Origin of the sequence: Nemorincola caseinilytica (assembly GCF_039540515.1) — a bacterium.
Taxonomy (GTDB): domain Bacteria; phylum Bacteroidota; class Bacteroidia; order Chitinophagales; family Chitinophagaceae; genus Nemorincola; species Nemorincola caseinilytica.
The window spans coordinates 323,543-342,803 of record NZ_BAABFA010000004.1 but is presented as its reverse complement, the minus strand read 5'-3'; the positions used below and the strand labels follow the sequence as shown (position 1 = coordinate 342,803).

18 protein-coding genes are annotated in these 19,261 nt (G+C 52.7%); 12 read left to right on the top strand and 6 right to left on the bottom strand.

The window, feature by feature from the left end:
- Window positions 1-86 precede the first annotated feature (86 nt).
- Both ABD843_RS02235 and kdsB read left to right on the top strand, forming a co-directional pair.
- Window positions 87-800 carry a hypothetical protein gene (locus tag ABD843_RS02235; RefSeq protein ID WP_345077849.1) on the top strand — a complete coding sequence of 238 codons (714 nt, stop codon included), beginning with the start codon at window positions 87-89 and terminating at the stop codon, window positions 798-800.
- On the top strand, window positions 797-1,531 hold the full coding sequence (gene kdsB / locus ABD843_RS02230; RefSeq protein ID WP_345077846.1) for a 3-deoxy-manno-octulosonate cytidylyltransferase: 735 nt from the start codon (window positions 797-799) through the stop codon (window positions 1,529-1,531). The genes ABD843_RS02235 and kdsB overlap by 4 nt, the downstream gene beginning before the upstream one ends.
- A gap of 230 nt (window positions 1,532-1,761) precedes the next feature.
- Here the strand turns inward: kdsB and ABD843_RS02225 are convergent, their stop codons facing one another.
- The gene (locus ABD843_RS02225) at window positions 1,762-2,223 is read right to left on the bottom strand and encodes an SgcJ/EcaC family oxidoreductase (RefSeq protein ID WP_345077843.1); all 462 of its coding nucleotides are present in this window, start codon (window positions 2,221-2,223) and stop codon (window positions 1,762-1,764) included.
- A 152-nt stretch (window positions 2,224-2,375) separates the two neighbouring features.
- Here ABD843_RS02225 and ABD843_RS02220 point away from each other — a divergent pair, with 152 nt between their 5' ends.
- The 4 genes from ABD843_RS02220 to ABD843_RS02205 all read left to right on the top strand — a co-directional run bounded on the left by ABD843_RS02220 (window position 2,376) and on the right by ABD843_RS02205 (window position 7,555).
- Window positions 2,376-3,416 carry a T9SS type A sorting domain-containing protein gene (locus ABD843_RS02220; RefSeq protein ID WP_345077840.1) on the top strand — a complete coding sequence of 347 codons (1,041 nt, stop codon included), beginning with the start codon at window positions 2,376-2,378 and terminating at the stop codon, window positions 3,414-3,416.
- A gap of 332 nt (window positions 3,417-3,748) precedes the next feature.
- Complete coding sequence (locus ABD843_RS02215) at window positions 3,749-4,153, top strand: type II toxin-antitoxin system VapC family toxin (RefSeq protein ID WP_345077837.1); 405 nt, start codon at window positions 3,749-3,751, stop codon at window positions 4,151-4,153.
- 100 nt (window positions 4,154-4,253) lie between these two features.
- The gene (gene mutS / locus ABD843_RS02210; protein WP_345077834.1) at window positions 4,254-6,884 is read left to right on the top strand and encodes a DNA mismatch repair protein MutS; all 2,631 of its coding nucleotides are present in this window, start codon (window positions 4,254-4,256) and stop codon (window positions 6,882-6,884) included.
- An 86-nt stretch (window positions 6,885-6,970) separates the two neighbouring features.
- Entirely contained in the window at window positions 6,971-7,555 is a 585-nt protein-coding gene (locus ABD843_RS02205; protein ID WP_345077831.1) for a porin family protein, read from the top strand.
- Between the two features lie 72 nt (window positions 7,556-7,627).
- Here the strand turns inward: ABD843_RS02205 and ABD843_RS02200 are convergent, their stop codons facing one another.
- Window positions 7,628-8,404: a DUF4382 domain-containing protein gene (locus ABD843_RS02200; protein ID WP_345077828.1), complete on the bottom strand. Its 777-nt coding sequence runs from the start codon at window positions 8,402-8,404 to the stop codon at window positions 7,628-7,630.
- Window positions 8,405-8,715: 311 nt separating this feature from the next.
- On the opposite strand from ABD843_RS02200, the gene ABD843_RS02195 reads away from it, so the two are divergent.
- The gene (locus ABD843_RS02195; protein WP_345077825.1) at window positions 8,716-10,017 is read left to right on the top strand and encodes a leucine-rich repeat-containing protein kinase family protein; all 1,302 of its coding nucleotides are present in this window, start codon (window positions 8,716-8,718) and stop codon (window positions 10,015-10,017) included.
- A gap of 52 nt (window positions 10,018-10,069) precedes the next feature.
- Window positions 10,070-11,062, top strand: a complete 993-nt coding sequence (gene dusB, locus ABD843_RS02190; RefSeq protein ID WP_345077823.1) for a tRNA dihydrouridine synthase DusB — start codon at window positions 10,070-10,072, stop codon at window positions 11,060-11,062.
- Between the two features lie 51 nt (window positions 11,063-11,113).
- Here the strand turns inward: dusB and ABD843_RS02185 are convergent, their stop codons facing one another.
- Window positions 11,114-11,707 carry a DUF5683 domain-containing protein gene (locus ABD843_RS02185; RefSeq protein WP_345077820.1) on the bottom strand — a complete coding sequence of 198 codons (594 nt, stop codon included), beginning with the start codon at window positions 11,705-11,707 and terminating at the stop codon, window positions 11,114-11,116.
- 217 nt (window positions 11,708-11,924) lie between these two features.
- On the opposite strand from ABD843_RS02185, the gene ABD843_RS02180 reads away from it, so the two are divergent.
- Entirely contained in the window at window positions 11,925-12,449 is a 525-nt protein-coding gene (locus tag ABD843_RS02180) for a hypothetical protein (RefSeq protein ID WP_345077817.1), read from the top strand.
- 78 nt (window positions 12,450-12,527) lie between these two features.
- Here ABD843_RS02180 and recR read toward each other — a convergent pair whose 3' ends face one another.
- Complete coding sequence (recR, locus tag ABD843_RS02175) at window positions 12,528-13,157, bottom strand: recombination mediator RecR (RefSeq protein ID WP_345077815.1); 630 nt, start codon at window positions 13,155-13,157, stop codon at window positions 12,528-12,530.
- A gap of 201 nt (window positions 13,158-13,358) precedes the next feature.
- Between recR and ABD843_RS02170 the strand changes: the two genes are divergently transcribed.
- The 3 genes from ABD843_RS02170 to can all read left to right on the top strand — a co-directional run bounded on the left by ABD843_RS02170 (window position 13,359) and on the right by can (window position 16,161).
- Entirely contained in the window at window positions 13,359-13,727 is a 369-nt protein-coding gene (locus ABD843_RS02170; protein ID WP_345077813.1) for a hypothetical protein, read from the top strand.
- Between the two features lie 152 nt (window positions 13,728-13,879).
- The gene (locus tag ABD843_RS02165; RefSeq protein ID WP_345077810.1) at window positions 13,880-15,460 is read left to right on the top strand and encodes a SulP family inorganic anion transporter; all 1,581 of its coding nucleotides are present in this window, start codon (window positions 13,880-13,882) and stop codon (window positions 15,458-15,460) included.
- A gap of 65 nt (window positions 15,461-15,525) precedes the next feature.
- The gene (gene can, locus ABD843_RS02160; protein WP_345077807.1) at window positions 15,526-16,161 is read left to right on the top strand and encodes a carbonate dehydratase; all 636 of its coding nucleotides are present in this window, start codon (window positions 15,526-15,528) and stop codon (window positions 16,159-16,161) included.
- 83 nt (window positions 16,162-16,244) lie between these two features.
- Here the strand turns inward: can and ABD843_RS02155 are convergent, their stop codons facing one another.
- Both ABD843_RS02155 and ABD843_RS02150 read right to left on the bottom strand, forming a co-directional pair.
- Entirely contained in the window at window positions 16,245-18,083 is a 1,839-nt protein-coding gene (locus ABD843_RS02155) for a DNA polymerase III subunit gamma/tau (RefSeq protein WP_345077804.1), read from the bottom strand.
- A 193-nt stretch (window positions 18,084-18,276) separates the two neighbouring features.
- Window positions 18,277-19,233, bottom strand: a complete 957-nt coding sequence (locus ABD843_RS02150; protein ID WP_345077801.1) for an isoaspartyl peptidase/L-asparaginase family protein — start codon at window positions 19,231-19,233, stop codon at window positions 18,277-18,279.
- Window positions 19,234-19,261: the final 28 nt, after the last annotated feature.

Below are 19,261 nucleotides of genomic sequence, written 5' to 3'. Positions count from 1 at the left end.
GTAGATAGTCGAAAAGGGCGTACCCCTTACTCGACCCTACACAATACCACCCTATCTTTCGGAGAGGGATGGGGAGAGGTCAGCATATGAACGACACCAATATAGAACTGGCAAAAAGCATCTTCGGCGGCACATTCGTGACCGCCGCTGATGTTATTGCAGAGCGTATACCGGGCATCAATGCCTGGATATTCGACTGGGATGGTGTGTTCAACAATGGCAGCAAGGGTGCCGATGGATCGAGCCCCTTCAACGAGGTGGATTCTATGGGCATCAATATGCTTCGTTTCAACCACTATATACGCAAGGGCCGCAATCCCATAGCAGGTATCATTACCGGGGAGAAGAACCCCGTGGCGTTCACATTTGCCCGGCGCGAGCACCTGCATGCGGTATACTACGGTATAAAGAACAAGAAAGATGCGCTGATGCACCTGTGCGCAGCACACGATATACAACCATCGGAAGTAGCCTATTTCTTTGACGATATAACCGACCTGGAGGTGGCATCTATGTGCGGCCTGCGCGTGATGATAGGGCGCAAGGGTATACCCATGCTGCACCGCCTGGCACAGGAGCGGGGCATGGCCGACTATATAACCGCCAACGATGGCGGCAGCAATGCCATTCGCGAGGCCACAGAGCTGATAAAGACCCTGAGCGGCCGCTACGAGGAGACCATAATGCAGCGGGCCACATGGAGCGAGCACTATCGCGACTACCTGAACAGCCGCAACATACCCTCGCCGGCATTCTATTCATTCATCGACTCACGCATCACAGAACATACCCCCAAATGATAGCAGGTATCATACCGGCGCGCTATGCGTCTACCCGTTTTCCCGGCAAGCCCCTTGCCGATATAAAGGGCAAGACGATGATAGAACGTGTATATGAGCAGGCATCGATGAGCAAGGCGCTGTCCACCGTGGTGGTAGCCACCGATGATGAACGCATAGCCGCACATGTACGCAGCTTTGGCGGGAATGTGGTGATGACGGCAGCACACCACCCCAGCGGCACCGATCGCTGCCACGAGGCACTGCTGCAGCTAAAGGGCAGCTACCGCTATGTGATGAACATACAGGGCGATGAACCCTTTATAGTACCTGCACAGATAGACGAGTTGGCGGCAGCGCTGGCAGATGGCACTACCGAGATAGCCACCCAGATGATAGCCGTACGCAGCTATGAAGAACTGGCCGACAAGGGCGAGGTGAAGATAGTGCTGAACAGCCGCAACGAGGCCCTCTACTTCAGCCGGATGACGATACCCTTTATAAAGGGTGTGGACGAGCGCGAGTGGCACCTGCACCATACCTACTACCGCCATGTGGGCATGTATGCCTACCGGGCCGATATACTGGAAGCCATAACGCGCCTGCCGGTATCGGCGCTGGAAAAAGCGGAATCGCTGGAGCAACTGCGATGGGTAGAGAGCGGCTACCGCATACGCTGTGTACCTACCACCTACGAAAGTCACTGTATAGACACCCCCGAGGACCTGGAAAGGATGGTGAGGAGGATGTGATGTGCTACATATGTATCGGGCGTTACAAACGCCCTGCCGTGGCATCCTCGTTGTAAACGAGGACGAGTAGCGACTATATTAGGCAGATGATCGAGGAAACACATACACCAACTTTATCTTTACGTCATAGCTGGGTCTCCTATGCATAGCCTTGTGCCGGGCAGGGACCCGGCGCCTACTTGGCATAGTTATCCAGCTTGCCCATACCCCGAATGGAAAGTATTACATATCTACACCTGCCCATTCATCGCAGCCCTCAGATCAGCCGTAAGTTGTTCAGCCAACTCGGGGTGGCCATGGTAGGCGGCGGGTGTGTTCTGGAAGAGGGCGATGCGCCAGTTGCCATCTATCCTGGTGGCGGTGATGGAATGTATGGCATTGACAGATGGGGTGATATCGGTATGGCCCTCGGCCACCATGCCTGCTACGGCCAGCAGCAGGGCTGCGTCGGCCGATAGTATGCGTACTTCCTTTACGATACTTACATAGGCCGCGGTGGGAAAGTGGGTGAATATCTCATCGAACACGGAATATATCTCCTGCTGGCCATTGAGCTGGCTGCCATCGAACCCTATGAAGGTGCCATTGGGCGCGAGCAGGGCCGTCATACCGGCAGCATTGCGCTTATTCCATTGCTGCAGTGCCTGGTGGTATAGGGCTACTATCTCTTCCTGTGTGGCGGTGGTATCCATATAATTTGGCATTTAGAACCGCAAAAATGGTGCATTTGGCGGAATGCAGCAAAATGAGATGGCGCATGTACGCAGTATTTCATTACACCATATGATAATATGCGCTACCTTTGAAAAGATATATCCTTCTTCATAACCTAAAACTACCTATTATGCTTAGACCACTATTAGTTTCCGCATCCCTTCTTGCCGCTACTACCTCATTCGCACAGGCCACACTTACAGGAGACAATTTTAACCCGCACATCGGCGAGGCTTTCCAGCTACGCATATGCGATACTACGGGCATCACTCCGGGCCCGGCGGGAGCCAGCATCACCTGGAATTTCGCCACGGGCGCCAATGGCCTTACCGTGACCTCGGTAGATACCGGAAGGGCCGTATCATGCCTGTCCACACCGTACTTCTCTAACTATCCTACGGCCACCATAGCGCTGAAAGGGCCGTCCATAACGGCAGATGCCACTACCTACCTCATAGCCAACTCTACCCGGCTGGCGCAGCTAGGTTACTATGCATCGCCTGACACGAACCTGATACTGACCAATGCGGCCGACCAGATACGCTATCCTTTTACCTACCCCAATACCTTTACCGATACCTATGAGGGTACCTTTCACCTGAACCCGCTGACGGCGCACCATACGGGCACCATCACGGTGACATGCGATGGCTGGGGCACCCTGCAGCTGCCCGGCCGTACCGACAACAATGTACTGCGCGTAAAGACCACACAGACCTTTACCGACAGCGCAAATGTATTTGGCACACCTATAATGAAGACGTATGAGATACTGTCTTACGACTGGTACAAGCCCGACTATCATACGGCACTGCTGACCATACAGACAGTGACAGAAGTGGGATCGCCCACTCCCGACTATCGCTTCATAGCATTTGCAGGTATGCAGATAACCGGGGTGCCCGATATGGACCCGACCCTGGCCGATGTACAGCTCTTCCCCACCCCTGCCACCGGCGAGCTGAACATAACCTTTAGCACACCTGTAACACAGCATGTACGCATAACGCTGCACGATATGGCAGGCAGGGAAATAGCGGCTATAGCAGATGGAAAGTACAGCGGCAAACAGCAACTGCGCTACAATACCGCAGACCTGGCAAGAGGCCTTTACTTTGTGAGCGTACATACCGACGCAGGTAGCGTAACAAAGAAAGTAGTGCTGGAGTAGTAAGGTGCATAACCAACAACTATATTACCGGGTACCGAAACATCAGTTTCGGTACCCGGTTTGCTATGTACAGATCTCCTATCTTTGTTATAGATGACATTTACAGACAAACATATCATTGATGCTTATTCCGACATGCTTAAAGGCCTTCAGCCAGACAGTAAACTGGAGTTGATAGAGCGTCTTCTTCGGTCTGTAAGAAAAGACGATCGAAAAAAAGAAAGGGATTTCTTTCGTTCTTATGGCGCATTCGTATCAGACAGTTCTGCTGAGGACATCATAAAGGATATTAAGGCGAATAGAAAATTCAGCAAAAAAGATATACGTCTCTGATGCGTTACCTATTAGATACGAGTATCTGTGTATTTTATTTGCGTGGCAAATTAGATCTGAATGATATCATAAAGGAAAAAGGGCTCACCAATTGTTATATCTCTGAAATAACCGTACTGGAATTACGATATGGAGCTGAGAACAGCAATGACCCTGCCCGATCGAATAAAGCAGTGGATGCATTTTTGTCCGGTCTTGGCATCATACCTATTTCCGGCTGTTATAAAAGATATGCAAAGGAGAAGGTGAGACTTAAAAAAGCGGGGAAACCAATTCACGATGAATTCGACCTGCTGATAGGTGTGACCGCTATAGAACATGACCTGATCCTGGTGACCGATAATACAAAAGACTTTATCAGGCTAAAGGATATAAGAACGGAGAATTGGGTAATAAGAAAATGACCTTGCCCCTTTTATCTTCCACGTTATTATTTATCCACACTGCCCCAACATGCGGTATATACTCATTCGCAGTGCGGGTGCAAGAGAGTAAATTTGGGGCGTGGCAAAAAATGTAGCGGAAACACCCCTGATGAAGCAGCACAAGGATATCAAAGCAAAATATCCTGATGCCGTGCTGCTGTTCCGCGTGGGCGATTTCTATGAGACCTTCAGCGACGATGCGCTCATCGCATCGCGCGTACTGGGCATTACCCTTACCAAGCGTGCCAATGGTTCGGCATCATCTGTAGAGTTGGCGGGTTTTCCGCACCACTCGCTGGAGACCTACCTGCACAAGCTGGTAAAGGCGGGCTACCGCGTGGCCATATGCGACCAGCTAGAGGATCCCAAGCTGACCAAAGGCATAGTGAAACGCGGCGTGACCGAACTGGTGACACCCGGCGTGGCCACCAGCGACAAGCTGCTGGAGAACCGCACCAACAACTTCCTGGCCGTGCTGCACCTGGCCGAACCCATGTGTGGTATCGCCTTCCTGGACATAACGACGGGAGAGTTCTATACCGCCGAGGGCAATACCGAATACATGGACAAGCTGATGCAGAGCTTTCAGCCATCAGAGATCATATTGTCCAAATCGCAGGTGAAGCGATTCAGGGAGCAGTTCGATACCAAGGTGTATACCTTTCAACTGGATGAATGGGTATTCCGCGAGCAGTATACCTATGAGCTACTGCTGCAACACTTCCAGACGCAGTCGCTGAAGGGGTATGGCGTAGAAGATATGAAGGCTGCCACAGTGGCCTGCGGCGTGGCCATACACTACCTGAAAGATACGGAACATGCCAACCTGCAGCACATGAACACACTGCAGCGCATAACGGCCACCGACTTCCTGTGGATGGACCGTTTTACCATCCGCAACCTGGAACTGATACACAGCAGCTACGAGCAGGGATGCTGCCTGCTGCAGGCCATAGACCATACGCATACGCCCATGGGCGCACGCCTCATGAAGCGGTGGATGATATTTCCCCTCTACGACATGCAGCGCATAGAGCAGCGGCTGGACCTCGTGAGCTACTTTGTACGCGAGCAGGAAATGAACCATGCCCTGAGCGCACTGGTAAAACAGACGGGCGATGCAGAACGGCTGGTGGGCAAGATACCGCTGAAAAAGGCGAACCCGCGAGAGGTATTGCAACTGGCCCGCAGCATATACCATATGCAGCATATGCGCGAGCTGTGTGTAGCCTGCGACAATGAGGCACTGCGTGACCTGGCCATGCCCATGCAGCCATTGGCAGAGATAAGACAGCGCATAATAGACACTATAGCAGAGGATGCCCCGGCAGTAGCCGCCAAAGGAGGTATGATACGCGAGGGCATATCTGCCGAGCTGGACCATTTGCGCACCATATCGCGTAGCGGGAAGGACTACCTGCTGCAGATACAGCAGCAGGAGGCACAGCGCACGGGCATCACATCTCTGAAGGTATCTTACAATAATGTGTTCGGGTACTACCTGGAGGTGACACATGCACACAAGGAAAAAGTACCTGCAGAGTGGATACGCAAGCAGACACTGGCGAACGCGGAACGCTACATAACGCCCGAGCTGAAAGAGTACGAAGAGAAGATACTGGGCGCCGAAGACCGCATACTGGCCATAGAGCTGGACCTGTACCAGCAACTGCTGGCAGCCATAGAACCATACATAGCGCCCATACAGCACAATGCCAATGTGACCGCGCAACTGGACTGCCTGCTGTGCTTTGCAGCAAATGCGCAGCGGTATAACTACCACCGCCCGGTAATGGTAACCGAGCCGGTGCTGGAGATAAAGGAGGGGCGTCACCCTGTGATAGAACAGCAATTGCCACCGGGCGAAAGCTATATAGCCAACGACATAACGCTGGACAAAACAGAGCAGCAGGCCATAATACTCACCGGCCCCAACATGAGCGGTAAGAGCGCCCTGCTGCGCCAGACGGCCCTGATAACGCTGATGGCGCACATGGGCAGCTTTGTACCTGCTACCGCAGCCACAGTAGGGCTTACGGACAAGATATTCACCCGGGTAGGGGCATCGGACAACCTGAGCGGGGGCGAGAGCACCTTTATGGTAGAGATGAACGAGACGGCCAGCATCATTAACAACATAAGCGAGCGCAGCCTGGTGCTGCTGGACGAGATAGGCCGTGGAACGAGCACATATGACGGTATATCGCTGGCGTGGAGCATAGTGGAATACCTGCACAACAGCCCGGCAAGGCCCAAGACCCTTTTTGCCACGCACTACCACGAAATAAACGAACTGGAACGCCACCTGCCACGGGTGCGCAACTACCACATAACACATAAGGAAACAGGGAACAAGGTGATATTCCTGCGCAAGATGGCGCCGGGTGGCAGCAGGCACAGCTTTGGTATACAGGTGGCCCGTATGGCGGGTATGCCCCCTAACCTGCTGGATCGCGCCAACGAGATACTGGCACAACTGGAAGAAAAACATGCCGATACGGGTGCGGACAGTAATACCAATGTGCAGGAAAAAGTAAAGAAGATAAAGCCTGCGGATAATTATCAGCTGAACATATTTGACGGTGTGACGGAGGATCTGCGCCGCATACAGCAACTGCTGGATGAGACCGACATCAATACCCTGACGCCCGTAGAAGCCCTGCTGAAACTGAACCAGATGAAGGAGATAGCGCGGCAGTACCGGAAATAAGATAGAAAGACCTGGCTAAATACACGAACAATACTTTATTTGGCCCAACGAAAGCTTTACCCATATCTTTGCAAAAAAACTAACACATGAAACTCACATTTATCACAACTGCCGTGGCTGCCCTGTTCTGCGCCAGCACGGCCCATGCACAACTGGGCGTAGTAAAGAAAGTAGCACCCGTAGTATCTCTTGGCGTGAAGGTAGGCGCCAATATGCAGAAAGTAGATGGCGGTGGCCTGGATGATGCCTACAAAGGCGGTTTCGTTGCCGGAGCATTCGTATGCGTTTCGAAGAAAAAAATGGGCGTGCGCGTGGAAGGCCTGGTAAAGTCGGCCAAGATAGACTACTCTATCTCTACCGTACCATCTGTAAAAACGGTAATGCTGGATGTGCCTGTACTGTTCGAGTATGCACCCATCAAAAGGCTGAAACTGCATGTGGGCCCGCAATTCACTACCATGCTGTCGGCAAAGCAGAACGATGTGGATGTGAAAGACCAGTTCAAGTCTGCAGAGCTGTCTGCAGTTGCCGGTGTAGAAGTGAACCTGCCGCTGAAGTTCATAGTGGGCGCACGTTACATCTATGGCCTTACAGACGTAAGCACTATTTCGGGAACAAAGGTGACGAACTCATCTATACAGGTATCTGTAGGTTACCGCTTCCTGAACTAAGAAAAGCAAAGAACTATATCAACGAAAAAAGACAGGCTTTCGCCTGTCTTTTTTCGTTGGCGCATGTAGCGCCTATAGCAATGTAATAGTACCTACATTGGCGATGACGCCGAAAGAGACATTGACATTGGTACTAAAGGAAGCAAAGGTGAGCACGGCGGGCTCTATGTATAGCTGGTAAGAGCCCTCTGCCAAGCCACTGATGACGAAGTGCCCATCAGGGGCCGGTATGGCAGATACCGTATCTGCGCCATTGATGGCATATACCGTGGCCATAGCGCTGAGGGGTAACACATATCCTTCTATGCGGCCATTGGTAAGGGCGCTGTAGGCGCGTATCACGGGCTTTAGTTGGTATTTGCCGCTGCCGGTATGGTTCACCGACTTGCCTGCATCGAAGTCGATCCACATATCGTAGGAAGCATTGGCCTCGATAGTAGTATGCAGGTTCAGCTTCACTCCGCTCTGCTGGCCCGATGGAGTAGTGAGTGGATAAGTATCGCCATCTACCACCACATAGTTATTGGCGCCCAGTATCAGTCTTACCTGTTCTATATCGCCCACGGGCACGGTGGTATTGACAAGAAGGGTATCGGTACCGTTCCTGAAGTTGAGGACGTTGTACATACCGGGCCTGTTGGGGGTGAGCATGATGGCGGCGCGGCCACGCATCTTGAACTCTACCTGCTGAATGTCGATGTATACCGCATCGTAGTCGGCCGGGGCATCGGTAAGCCGCATGCTTATGCGCCCGGTATCGTCGTTGTTGTTCTTATCCTTGCGGCAGGCAAGGGCACCGATCAGCATCAATAAAAAGATACCGGTCAGTATCAGTCTGTTCGTTCTCATAGGAGTGGTCTTTATTTCACTAAAAAGGGCACAAAAACCGTACCTGAGGCTGTTAAAAAAAGCTAATAATTCTTACCAATAATTAATAAAATATTGAGCAGATAAAACATCAACACACTGCAGACATATAGGAAATTGCAAGACAGAGCGTTGTATCGTTACCCGCTATTGCTGTGTAGCAGTGGGAGGGGCGCATATTTTACTATAGAACGCCAGAGCATCGATAACAGAGCTTTGCTATTCATTGCTGCCGAAAAAAGTTCGAAATTCGCATGTCTTTCCCGGAAGGGGTAAAGGACGAATAACACATCATGCATACCCTGGCACAACTGCGCAATGGCGACCTCGCCGGCACTACCATACTGAAGCTCTCTGAAGACCTTACCCACTTCCCCGAGGAGATATTCGCGCTGGCAGATACGCTGGAGGTGCTGGACCTATCGCGCAACCGGCTGAGCGAACTGCCGCCAGACCTGGGGAGGCTGCGAAAGCTGCGTATCCTCTTCTGTTCCGAAAATCCCTTTACCGTTCTGCCCGAAGTACTGGCCGACCTGCCTGCGCTGGACATAGTGGGCTTCAAAGCCAATAAGATAGAGACCGTTCCCCAACGGGCGCTGAACCCCAACATACGCTGGCTGATACTGACCGATAACCGCATAGCATCACTGCCCGGCGAGATAGGTAAGTGCCACCGCATGCAGAAACTGATGCTGGCCGGGAACCGGCTGAGCGAACTGCCGCAAGAACTGAGCAATTGCCGCCACTTGGCCCTGCTGCGCATCTCTGCCAACCGACTAACGGCACTGCCCCAATGGCTGCTATCTATGCCCCGGCTGGCATGGCTGGCCTTCTCGGGAAACCTCCTTGGTACGGGTACACATGGCACATCTGTCCCCCATATCGCATGGCCGGAGCTCGATGTTCACCACATACTGGGTGAGGGTGCATCGGGTGTCATTTACAAGGCCGTATGGCTCAATGGCTGCTACCGCAAAGATGTGGCCGTCAAGCTCTTCAAAGGCGCCGTTACCAGCGATGGCCTGCCGCAGGACGAGATGGACACCTTCATGGCCGCAGGCACACATCCCGGCTTGGTAGGCCTCATAGGCCAGGTAATACAGCACCCCGATGGCAAAAATGGCCTGGTGATGGAGCTTATTTCACCACGCTTCTGCAACCTGGGCCTGCCGCCCACCTTTGCTACCTGCACCCGCGATGTCTTTAAAGAAGGTACCACCCTTTCTGTAGCACAGGTACTGAAGGTAGCCCGCACCATAGCATCTGTGGCACAGCAGTTGCATGGCCGCGGCATAATGCATGGCGACCTATACGCGCACAATACCCTTATAGATGATGAGGCCACTACCCTGCTGGGCGACCTCGGCGCAGCCTCTTTCTACGATATTGCGGATGCCCCCACGGCCTATGCCCTGGAGCGTATAGAGATATGCGCCTTGGGCTACCTGCTCGATGACCTGCTATCGCTCTGCCACACGCCCGGCCCACATACCGCACTGGTGGAACTGGAAAAAATGCGCGATGCCTGCCTGCTACCGGAAGTGGGTAAGAGACCGGGCTTCAGTGCGCTTATAGCTGCATTAGGAGGGCTATAAAGCACCCACCCCACCACTCCCGGTCATTTTCCGTAACTTTGCAGCGTTTTTTATGGCCAGGATAGGTAATATAGACCTGGGCGAGTTTCCGCTGCTGCTCGCCCCTATGGAAGATGTGAGCGACCCGCCATTCCGCGCGGTGTGTAAGGAGAATGGTGCCGACCTGATGTATACAGAGTTCATATCATCGGAGGGGTTGATACGCGATGCCATCAAAAGCCGCCAGAAACTGGATATCTTCGATTACGAACGTCCCATAGGCATACAGATATTCGGCGGCGATGAGGATGCCATGGCCATGAGCGCCAAAATAGTGGATGCCACCAACCCCGACCTGCTGGATATAAACTTTGGCTGCCCGGTAAAGAAAGTAGTGTGCAAGGGCGCAGGCGCCGCCGTACTGAAAGACCTGGACCTGATGGTGCGCCTCACCAAGGCCTGTATACGATCTACCAGCCTGCCGGTGACCATAAAGACCCGCCTGGGCTGGGACCACGATAGCCGCAACATAGAGGAAGTGGTGGAGCGCATGCAGGATATAGGCGTACAGGCTATATCCATACACGGGCGCACGCGCATGCAGCTATACAAGGGCGATGCCGACTGGACCCTGATAGGCAAAATAAAGAACAACCCACGCATACACATACCCATCTTTGGCAATGGCGATATAGACACCCCCGAAAAAGCCCTGGAATACCGCAACCGCTATGGCGTGGATGGTATAATGATAGGCCGCGCGGCCATAGGTTACCCGTGGATATTCAGGGAGATAAAGCATTATATGGCCACCGGCGAGATACTGCCGCCACCTACCATAGCCGAGCGCCTGGGCGCCTGCCGCAAGCATCTGCAGGGCTCTGTGATGTGGAAGGGAGAAAAACTGGGCATACTGGAGATGCGCCGCCACTATGCCAGCTACCTGAAGGGACTATCGCATGTAAAGGAATTCCGTACACGCCTGGTCTCTACCGACAGCCTTAACCACATAGAGGACATCTTTGGAGAGATAGCCCGGCAGTATGCAGAGATGCAACCCGCATAAGGAGAGCGGTGAACGGGAGCCGAGAGCATAGCCCTGTTCCCTACCCGAGGTTTACCTGAAGTTCATTACCAGCCCTACACCTGCAGCGCCCTGCGGCAATACTACGGGCCTCAGCTGCAGCGATATATCGCGCGACACATCGAAATTGCGCAGGTGTGCCGATGTTATGGCATCCAGTACCTGCATCACATAGGCCACCCCGCTGAATACCACCGTCATGTTCAGCAGGCGCTCTGCATCGTCCTGTAGCTGCTTCAATTGCGAAGCGTCATCGTAAATGCCTACATATTTATCGGTATACGGGCCATTGCCCAGCCTGCCTATGTATGCCTGCCTCAGCGACCTATACTCCTGCCCGTTGCGCACTATGAAGTAGCCCGCTACCGATAGCCCGGCATATACTATAGGCAGCTTCCAGTACTGGCGGTTGTATATCTGCCCCAGCCCCGGCACCAGTGCCGAGTAAAGACCTGCTTTCTTGGGGTTGGGCTGCCACAGTACCTTCCCGGGCAGCATTATGCTATCGGCAGTGGCCTTCTTTTTATCGGTGGCTATAGCGCCACCCTGTGCATATGCCAGCACAGACATGCCGAGGCATGCTGCGAACAGAAGAATAGAAAGACCACTTTTGAACATCACTGCCATATAAGATACGGGCGTAAAATTAGTTCCTGTTCGCGAGAAGTTGCTACTTTTCCACGGCTACCGTATGCATACAGATCTTTTTATAACAATTCCTTGCAGGTGCATTTCTGCCAATTGGCATTAAATTTGTCTCTGCATCATAGCGCAAGCACACACTGCTACGGCCCTGCGCTTCTTACATCACATCCACTGGGGCCAGTGGACAAAAAACAAGAACATGAAAAAAGTATTCTTTCTTCTCCTCGCTGCAAGTGCATTCATTTTCACGGGTTGTACCAAGACCGGCCCCGTAGGCCCGCAGGGTCCCCAAGGGCCACAGGGGCCGCAGGGCAATGCCAATGTCATCCCATCTTCGCCCTTTACGGTCAGCTCATGGTCGACAAGTGGCGCTACTTACACCGCTTCTTTTACCAGTGGCGACATAACCCCCGATATAGTGGATAATGGCATGGTACTTCTGTACAAATCGTACGGCTCTAGCAGCGCCCCCAGGTGGTCGCCCCTGCCCGATATAGATGGCAATGTATCGACCGTGTTCGACTTTTACGATAACGGTTTCCAGATATATGTGCAGACCAGCGACGGCAGCATGCCTCCTTTCCCCGGCTCTGTCACCTTCCGTATGGTAGTGGTGTCAAGCGCATTGCGCAAGGCTAACCCTAATACCAACTGGAAAGACTATGACCAGACCATGGCAGCTATACAGGGCACCAATACTACCGTGCTGAACCTGAAAAAGTAAAAGCCATTAAAACAGACACTATAGAACGGGCGGGCCGGCACAATGATGCCGGCCCGCTTAGTTATTTATACTTAGGTATCAATTACTCTTTACCCCGCTCACATAATTCTCTATGGGCAGCCTGCGCGCTATCGATCGGGCAAGGGTCATCTCATCGGCATATTCCAGTTCGCCGCCAAAGGCTATGCCCCTGGCTATAGTGGTGATATTCACCGGCAGGTCGGCCACCTGACGGGCTATATAGTATACCGTAGTATCGCCCTCTATGGTGGGGCTCAGGGCCATTATCAGCTCTCCTACCCCTGTTTCCCGCACGCGGCTATTCAGGGTGCCTATATTCAGCTGCTCGGGGCCTATGCCATCCAGCGGCGACAGTATGCCACCCAGCACATGGTATAGCCCGCCGTACTGCTGTGTGCTTTCTATAGCTATCACATCGCGAATACTCTCTACCACGCATAGCTGCCCACGGTTGCGCCCGGGATTGGCGCATATATCACATACCTCCTTGTCAGAGATGTTATGACAGTGCGAGCAGAAACGTATCTCGTGCCGCATACGCGCCACCGCCTCTGTGAACCCATCTACCTCGCCCTTATCCGTCTTTAGCAAATGCAGCACCATTCGCAGCGCCGTTTTTTTGCCTATGCCCGGCAACTTTGCGAATTCCTGCACCGCATCCTCTATCAGTTTCGAAGAAAAGATCATCCTGTTCCTTTGTTACGCCCACACAAAAAAGCGTCTGTAAAATTACCCCTTTTACTGCATAGATAGCCGTACTCGTTCAGTGAATATCGCGCTATATCGCAGACACAAAAAGGCGACCTTAGCGAATAGTGTGTTTAACATTTATTTAGTCCACTGCCCTGTGGCTGTTGCACTTTTATTTGTTACTTTGCGCAGATATATATGAAGGGTCTTATCGCATTTTTCTTCTTACTGGTCTTTTCCTTCCAGGTCTTGCCCGTCAAGGCCCTCGGAAAACTGCTGGCCAAGGCCCAGATGACCGAGGAAGTAAAGCATAGCTGCGACGATGATGCTACCGATGACAATGGATGCCCCGACGATGAAGGCCCCGGAGGCAATGAAGGTTCAAAGGACTCTAAAGAAAGCAAGGACGAGACAATTGATAAATTCAACGATCTCATCCACTACGACCACTCCATATTCCCCCTTCTTAGTAAAAGCAGTTCGCCGGGCTCGCTAAGCCATCCGGCAAATGAAGATCTGCTGCATCTTTTCAAAAAGGACATTCACTGTCCCCCTCCCAATTGCTAGAGGTTATTTTCCGCAAAACATATACATGCACAGGTATATACTGTAGCATAGGTATGTGTATACATCCTCATCCTCTCTTTTTTTAACCTCTACATCTACCTTAAACGCAGTGAGAGCGGTAATACCGTTATCGCATTGCTGCATATCAGCATATGGAATCCCGTAAATACACATTCGATATATTCAGGAAGGACTTCCTATCCGGCCTCATCGTCTTTCTTATAGCCCTTCCCCTGTGCCTGGGTATAGCGCAGGCATCGCATGCCCCACTTTTTGCGGGCATAGTGGCAGGCATAGTGGGCGGTATAGTGGTAGGCAGCTTCAGCGGCTCCAGCCTCAGTGTCACTGGTCCGGCGGCAGGTCTTACGGCCATAGTGCTGGCGGCCATCACACAGATGCAGGCATTCGATATCTTCCTGTGTTCTGTTATCATAGCTGGTGCCCTGCAACTGGTCTTCGGCTTTCTGAAGGCCGGCGGCATAGCCAATTACATACCGTCCAGCGTCATAGAAGGTATGCTGGCGGGTATAGGACTCACCATCATCATCAAGCAACTGCCCGAGGCAGTGGGCTACCTGAAGAATGCCGAGGACTATATGGAAGATGCCGACGACGGTTTTGTGGCCAATACCATAGGCCTGGCCATGCACCATATACAGGAAGGTGCGCTTATCATATCTCTTGTGGGTCTTTTTCTGCTCATATTATGGAGTACGAAGGCCTTCAGGCGTATACAGCTCATACCCGCCGGGCTGGTAGTGGTGATAGTGGGTACATTGCTGAACCTGCTGTTCGCGAATGTGGCCCCTACACTGGTGCTGGATAGCGCCCACCTGGTGAAGCTGCCTGTGCCCGATACCTTTTCGGACTTCATGGGAAATTTCATGTTCCCGAACCTGAGCGGCTTTACACTACCCAAGGTATGGGAGACCGGTGTGGTGATAGCAGTAGTGGCATCGATAGAGACACTGCTGTGCATAGAGGCCACAGACAAGCTGGACCCTATGAAACGCTACACATCTACCGACCGGGAGCTGAAAGCACAAGGTATAGGCAATATAGTGAGCGGCCTGCTGGGCGGCCTGCCGGTAACATCGGTGATAGTGCGCTCATCGGCCAACGTGAACGCAGGCGCCAAGACCAAGGCATCGACCATAGTGCATGGTATGCTGCTACTGGTATGTGCGGCCTCTATACCTGCGATACTGAACCTGATACCCAAGGCCGCGCTGGCCGCCATACTGCTGTACACAGGCTATAAGCTGTGCAAGCCATCGTTCTTCATACATATGTGGAAGGGCGGCCGCACGCAGTTCATACCCTTTGTGGCCACAGTAGTGGGCGTAGTAGGGCTGGACCTGCTGAAGGGCGTGGGCATAGGCCTGGCCATAAGCATCTTTTACCTGCTGCGCCACAATGCCCGCATATCGTACTATATGCAGCGCAAGCCTGCTACAGATGGCGAGGCCGTGAAACTGGTGCTGGCACAGGAGGTGTCTTTCCTGAACAAAGCAAGCATAAAGAATACGCTGAACGGCCTGCCGGCCAATAGCAGCGTGACCATAGATGCCAGCCAGGCGCAGTACATAGACTTCGATGTGCTGGATATGATACGCGAGTTCTGCAATACGCAGGCCATAGACAAGAATATCAATATGTCGCTGGTGGGCTTCAGGGATAAGTACAATATATACCCTCACAAACCCAACGGCGGGGGAGATAACGACAATTAACAACAACGATCAACAACTAAAAAACCTGTCCAATGACGGGCAACACAAAACACACAATAAGAACAATGGAAAGATCATATCAGAAACTGCTGGAGAACAATAAGAAATGGGTACTGGAACGCACATCTGCAGATCCCGACTACTTTACCAACCTGGCCAAGGGTCAGTCGCCGGAATACCTGTGGATAGGCTGCTCTGACAGCCGTGTACCTGCCAACGAAGTGACCGGGACAAAACCGGGCGAGATGTTCGTACACAGGAACATAGCCAATATGGTGGTACACAGCGACCTGAACCTGCTGAGCGTGCTTGCCTATGCGGTAGAGGTACTGAAGGTGAAGCACATAATAGTATGCGGCCACTATGGCTGTGGTGGTGTGCAGGCCGCTATGGGCAACAAACAACTGGGCCTTATAGACAACTGGCTGCGCAATATAAAGGACGTATACCGTACACATGCCGAAGAGTTGGATGCCATAACAGACGAGAACCAACGCTTCAGGAAGTTCGTAGAGCTGAATGTGCAGGAGCAGGTATTCGACCTCGGAAAGACATCGATAGTGCAGAACGCATGGGCAAATGGCCAGGAGCTGCATATACATGGCTGGGTGTATGACATAGCCGATGGTATACTGAAGGACCTGAACGTGACCTTCAGGAACGCATCGGACCTGCCACGCGTATACCAGTTCGAAAAATAGTTTCCTATCCCCGTGAGAACCGGAGACCGCCCGACATGGGCGGTCTTTTTTATTTCTTTAGATGCAAAAAGGAGTGCAACGCATCAATATTCGATAGACAGGCCCAGCCCTTCCTTCAACCGGGCAAGGTTGGGGTTCTTACCAGACATCACCTCATATATCTCGTTCTTGCTCAGCACCTTGTTCTGCTCGGGTATAAGGTTCTTGTCCTCGCGTATCTCATTGGTGATGCGAATGACCATACCTGTGTGGCGGCTGAAGTGCTCTATCATGGGGGTGCGCTGCTCGCGTGCATAGGTATCGGTAAGCTCGTGTGGCGATATGATGCGCACCTCATCGGGCGGATGCACCTCTATCTTCATCATAGAGCATTGCGAATAGAGCACGCCCTTACCGGCCGCCTGCAACTCTTTCTTGTATATCTCGAAGACCTCATGTGCACGGGCCTCACTTATCTCCCTGGGCCTGTCGGCCATGGCGGCGGTGGCCTGGCTGATGGCAGCATCGAGATCGCCTATGAGGTTCATGCTCACCTTGCGCGAGCGGGGTACTACCTGGGGGTCGGCCATAGCAACAGGCGCTGCCACAGGCGGCTGAACAGTGGATGCCATAGGCACCGCAGGCTGCGGAGGTGGAACAGGAGCATGTGCTATAGGTGTAGTAACAGGAGCCTCTTGCCTGGGCGGCGGTGCAGCAGCAGGCTGCGCAACATGGGCAGGCTGCGGAGCAGGAGCTACAGGCTGCTGCATGGATGCAGGAGCTACACTACTGGTGTTTTTTTTTTCGGCGGTATGGTCGCCCATACTCATTGCACTGCCGCTAACTGTCTGTAGCAGGAAGCAGAGCCGTATGAGGCACATCTCTACATGCAGTCGCTTATTGGTAGCGTTCTTGTACTGCAGCTCGCTATCGTTGATGACGTTGAGGGCCGATATGACGAAGGCCGGCGGCGCCTGGTTCGCTTTTTCGTAGTAAAGTTGCTTGTGCTCGGCCGGTACATCCAGCAGCTTTGCCATACGGGCATCCTTGCACAACATCAGGTTGCGGAAATGCTCTGCAAGACCGCCAATGATCACATCGCCCTCAAAGCCGCGTTCCAGCGCATTATCGAGCATGAGGAGGGTACCGGCCACATCCTGTGCCAGCATAGCATCGCTCATCCTGAAGTAGAGGTCGGCATCGAGCAGGTTCAGATGCTCCATGGTATTGGTATACGTCAGCATACCATTGGTGAAGCTGGCTATCCTGTCCAGCATGGAGAGGGCATCGCGCATACAGCCCTCGCTCTTCTGAGCTATCACATGCAGGGCGGCCTCGTTGGCTACCATACTTTCCTTGCCTGCTATACTCTGCAGGTGGCCCACTATATCACCGGTAGTGATGCGCTTGAAATCGAATATCTGGCAGCGGCTGAGGATGGTGGGCAGTATCTTGTGCTTTTCGGTGGTGGCCAGTATGAATATGGCATAGGGCGGCGGCTCTTCCAGCGTTTTCAGGAAGGCATTGAAGGCCGAGGCACTGAGCATATGCACCTCATCTATGATGTATACCTTGAACTTGCCATGCTGGGGTGCGAAGCGCACCTGGCTGGTAAGTTCCCTTATATCGTCTACAGAGTTATTACTGGCGGCATCTAGCTCGAAAACATTGAAAGAGGTACTGTCTTTGAAGCTGGTACAGGTGCTGCAGGTACCACAGGCCTCCATATCGGCCGTGGGCGACTCGCAGTTGATGGTCTTGGCCAGTATACGGGCACAGGTGGTCTTGCCCACCCCGCGCGGACCACAGAACAGGTAGGCATGTGCCAGGTGCCTGTTCTTTATGGCATTCTTCAGCGTGGTAGTGATGTGCTCCTGCCCTACAACGGTATCGAATGTTTGGGGGCGATACTTCCTCGCCGATACTATATAACTATCAGACATTTACCTACTCTCCTCTCTTAAAAGCAAATTTACCTTTTATTAAAAGCAAAAATTAAAAAGCAAAAATTAAAAGATCTGTATTATCAGATCATCTCATTGTCATATCGCCACATTGCATATGCGTCTGTTCGTGCTAAGTTCTGCAATTAAATGCTTTTCATTAGCACATTATCGCATTTGCACATTTTTCACATTATCCGTAGTAGGCCACTTCTTCCCTGCCCTCACTGTTGCACATGCCGCGATACATACCTGCCGAATTGAAGCAGAATTCGTACTCCCCACGCGCATTGACAGCTATCATGCCGCCCTCGCCGCCCATCTTCACCAATTTCTCCTTTATCACCATATCGCAGGCCTGGCGCAGCGATAGGCCTTTATATTCTATGAGGCAGGAAACATCGTAAGCAGCCACTGCACGCAGGAACAGCTCGCCATGGCCGGTGCAGGAAATGGCACAGGTGCGGTCGTTGGCATAGGTACCGGCGCCTATAACGGGGCTATCGCCTATGCGGTTGAAGCGCTTGTTGGTCATACCGCCGGTAGAGGTGCCCGCGGCAAGGTTGCCATTGGCATCACAGGCTACGGCGCCCACCGTACCGAACTTGTGACCGGTATTGGGTATGGGGCCTGCGCCTTTGAGGTTATCTCCCTTATGATCGAGCTGGGTATAGTCGGTATCGCGTATCTCTACCCACTGGTCGTAGCGCGACTTGTTGAAGAAATATTCGTCGGGAGCGAACTCCAAGCCCTGCTTCAGGGCGAACTCGGCAGCACCCTCGTTGCTGAGGAACACATGGCCCGAATGCAGCATCACCTCGCGGGCCAGTAGTATGGGGTTCTTTATGTTGCGCACACCGGCCACGGCACCTGCCGAGAGGTCGCGGCCATTCATAATGGCGGCATCCATCTCGTTGAGGCCCTTTTTGGTGAATACAGAGCCACGCCCTGCATTGAAGACGGGGTTATTCTCCATCTCTGCTATAGAGGCGGCTACAGCGGCCACGGCATCGCCACCATTCCTGAGCACAGCCGAACCGGCAGCAAGGGCGGCCCGGAGGGCAGCAGTGTATTCTGCCTCCATTTGAGCGTCCATGATAGCGGGAGTGATATTGCCGGCGCCGCCGTGTATGACCAGAGTATATGACATCTTACTGAAAATGAGCGGCCAAATTAGA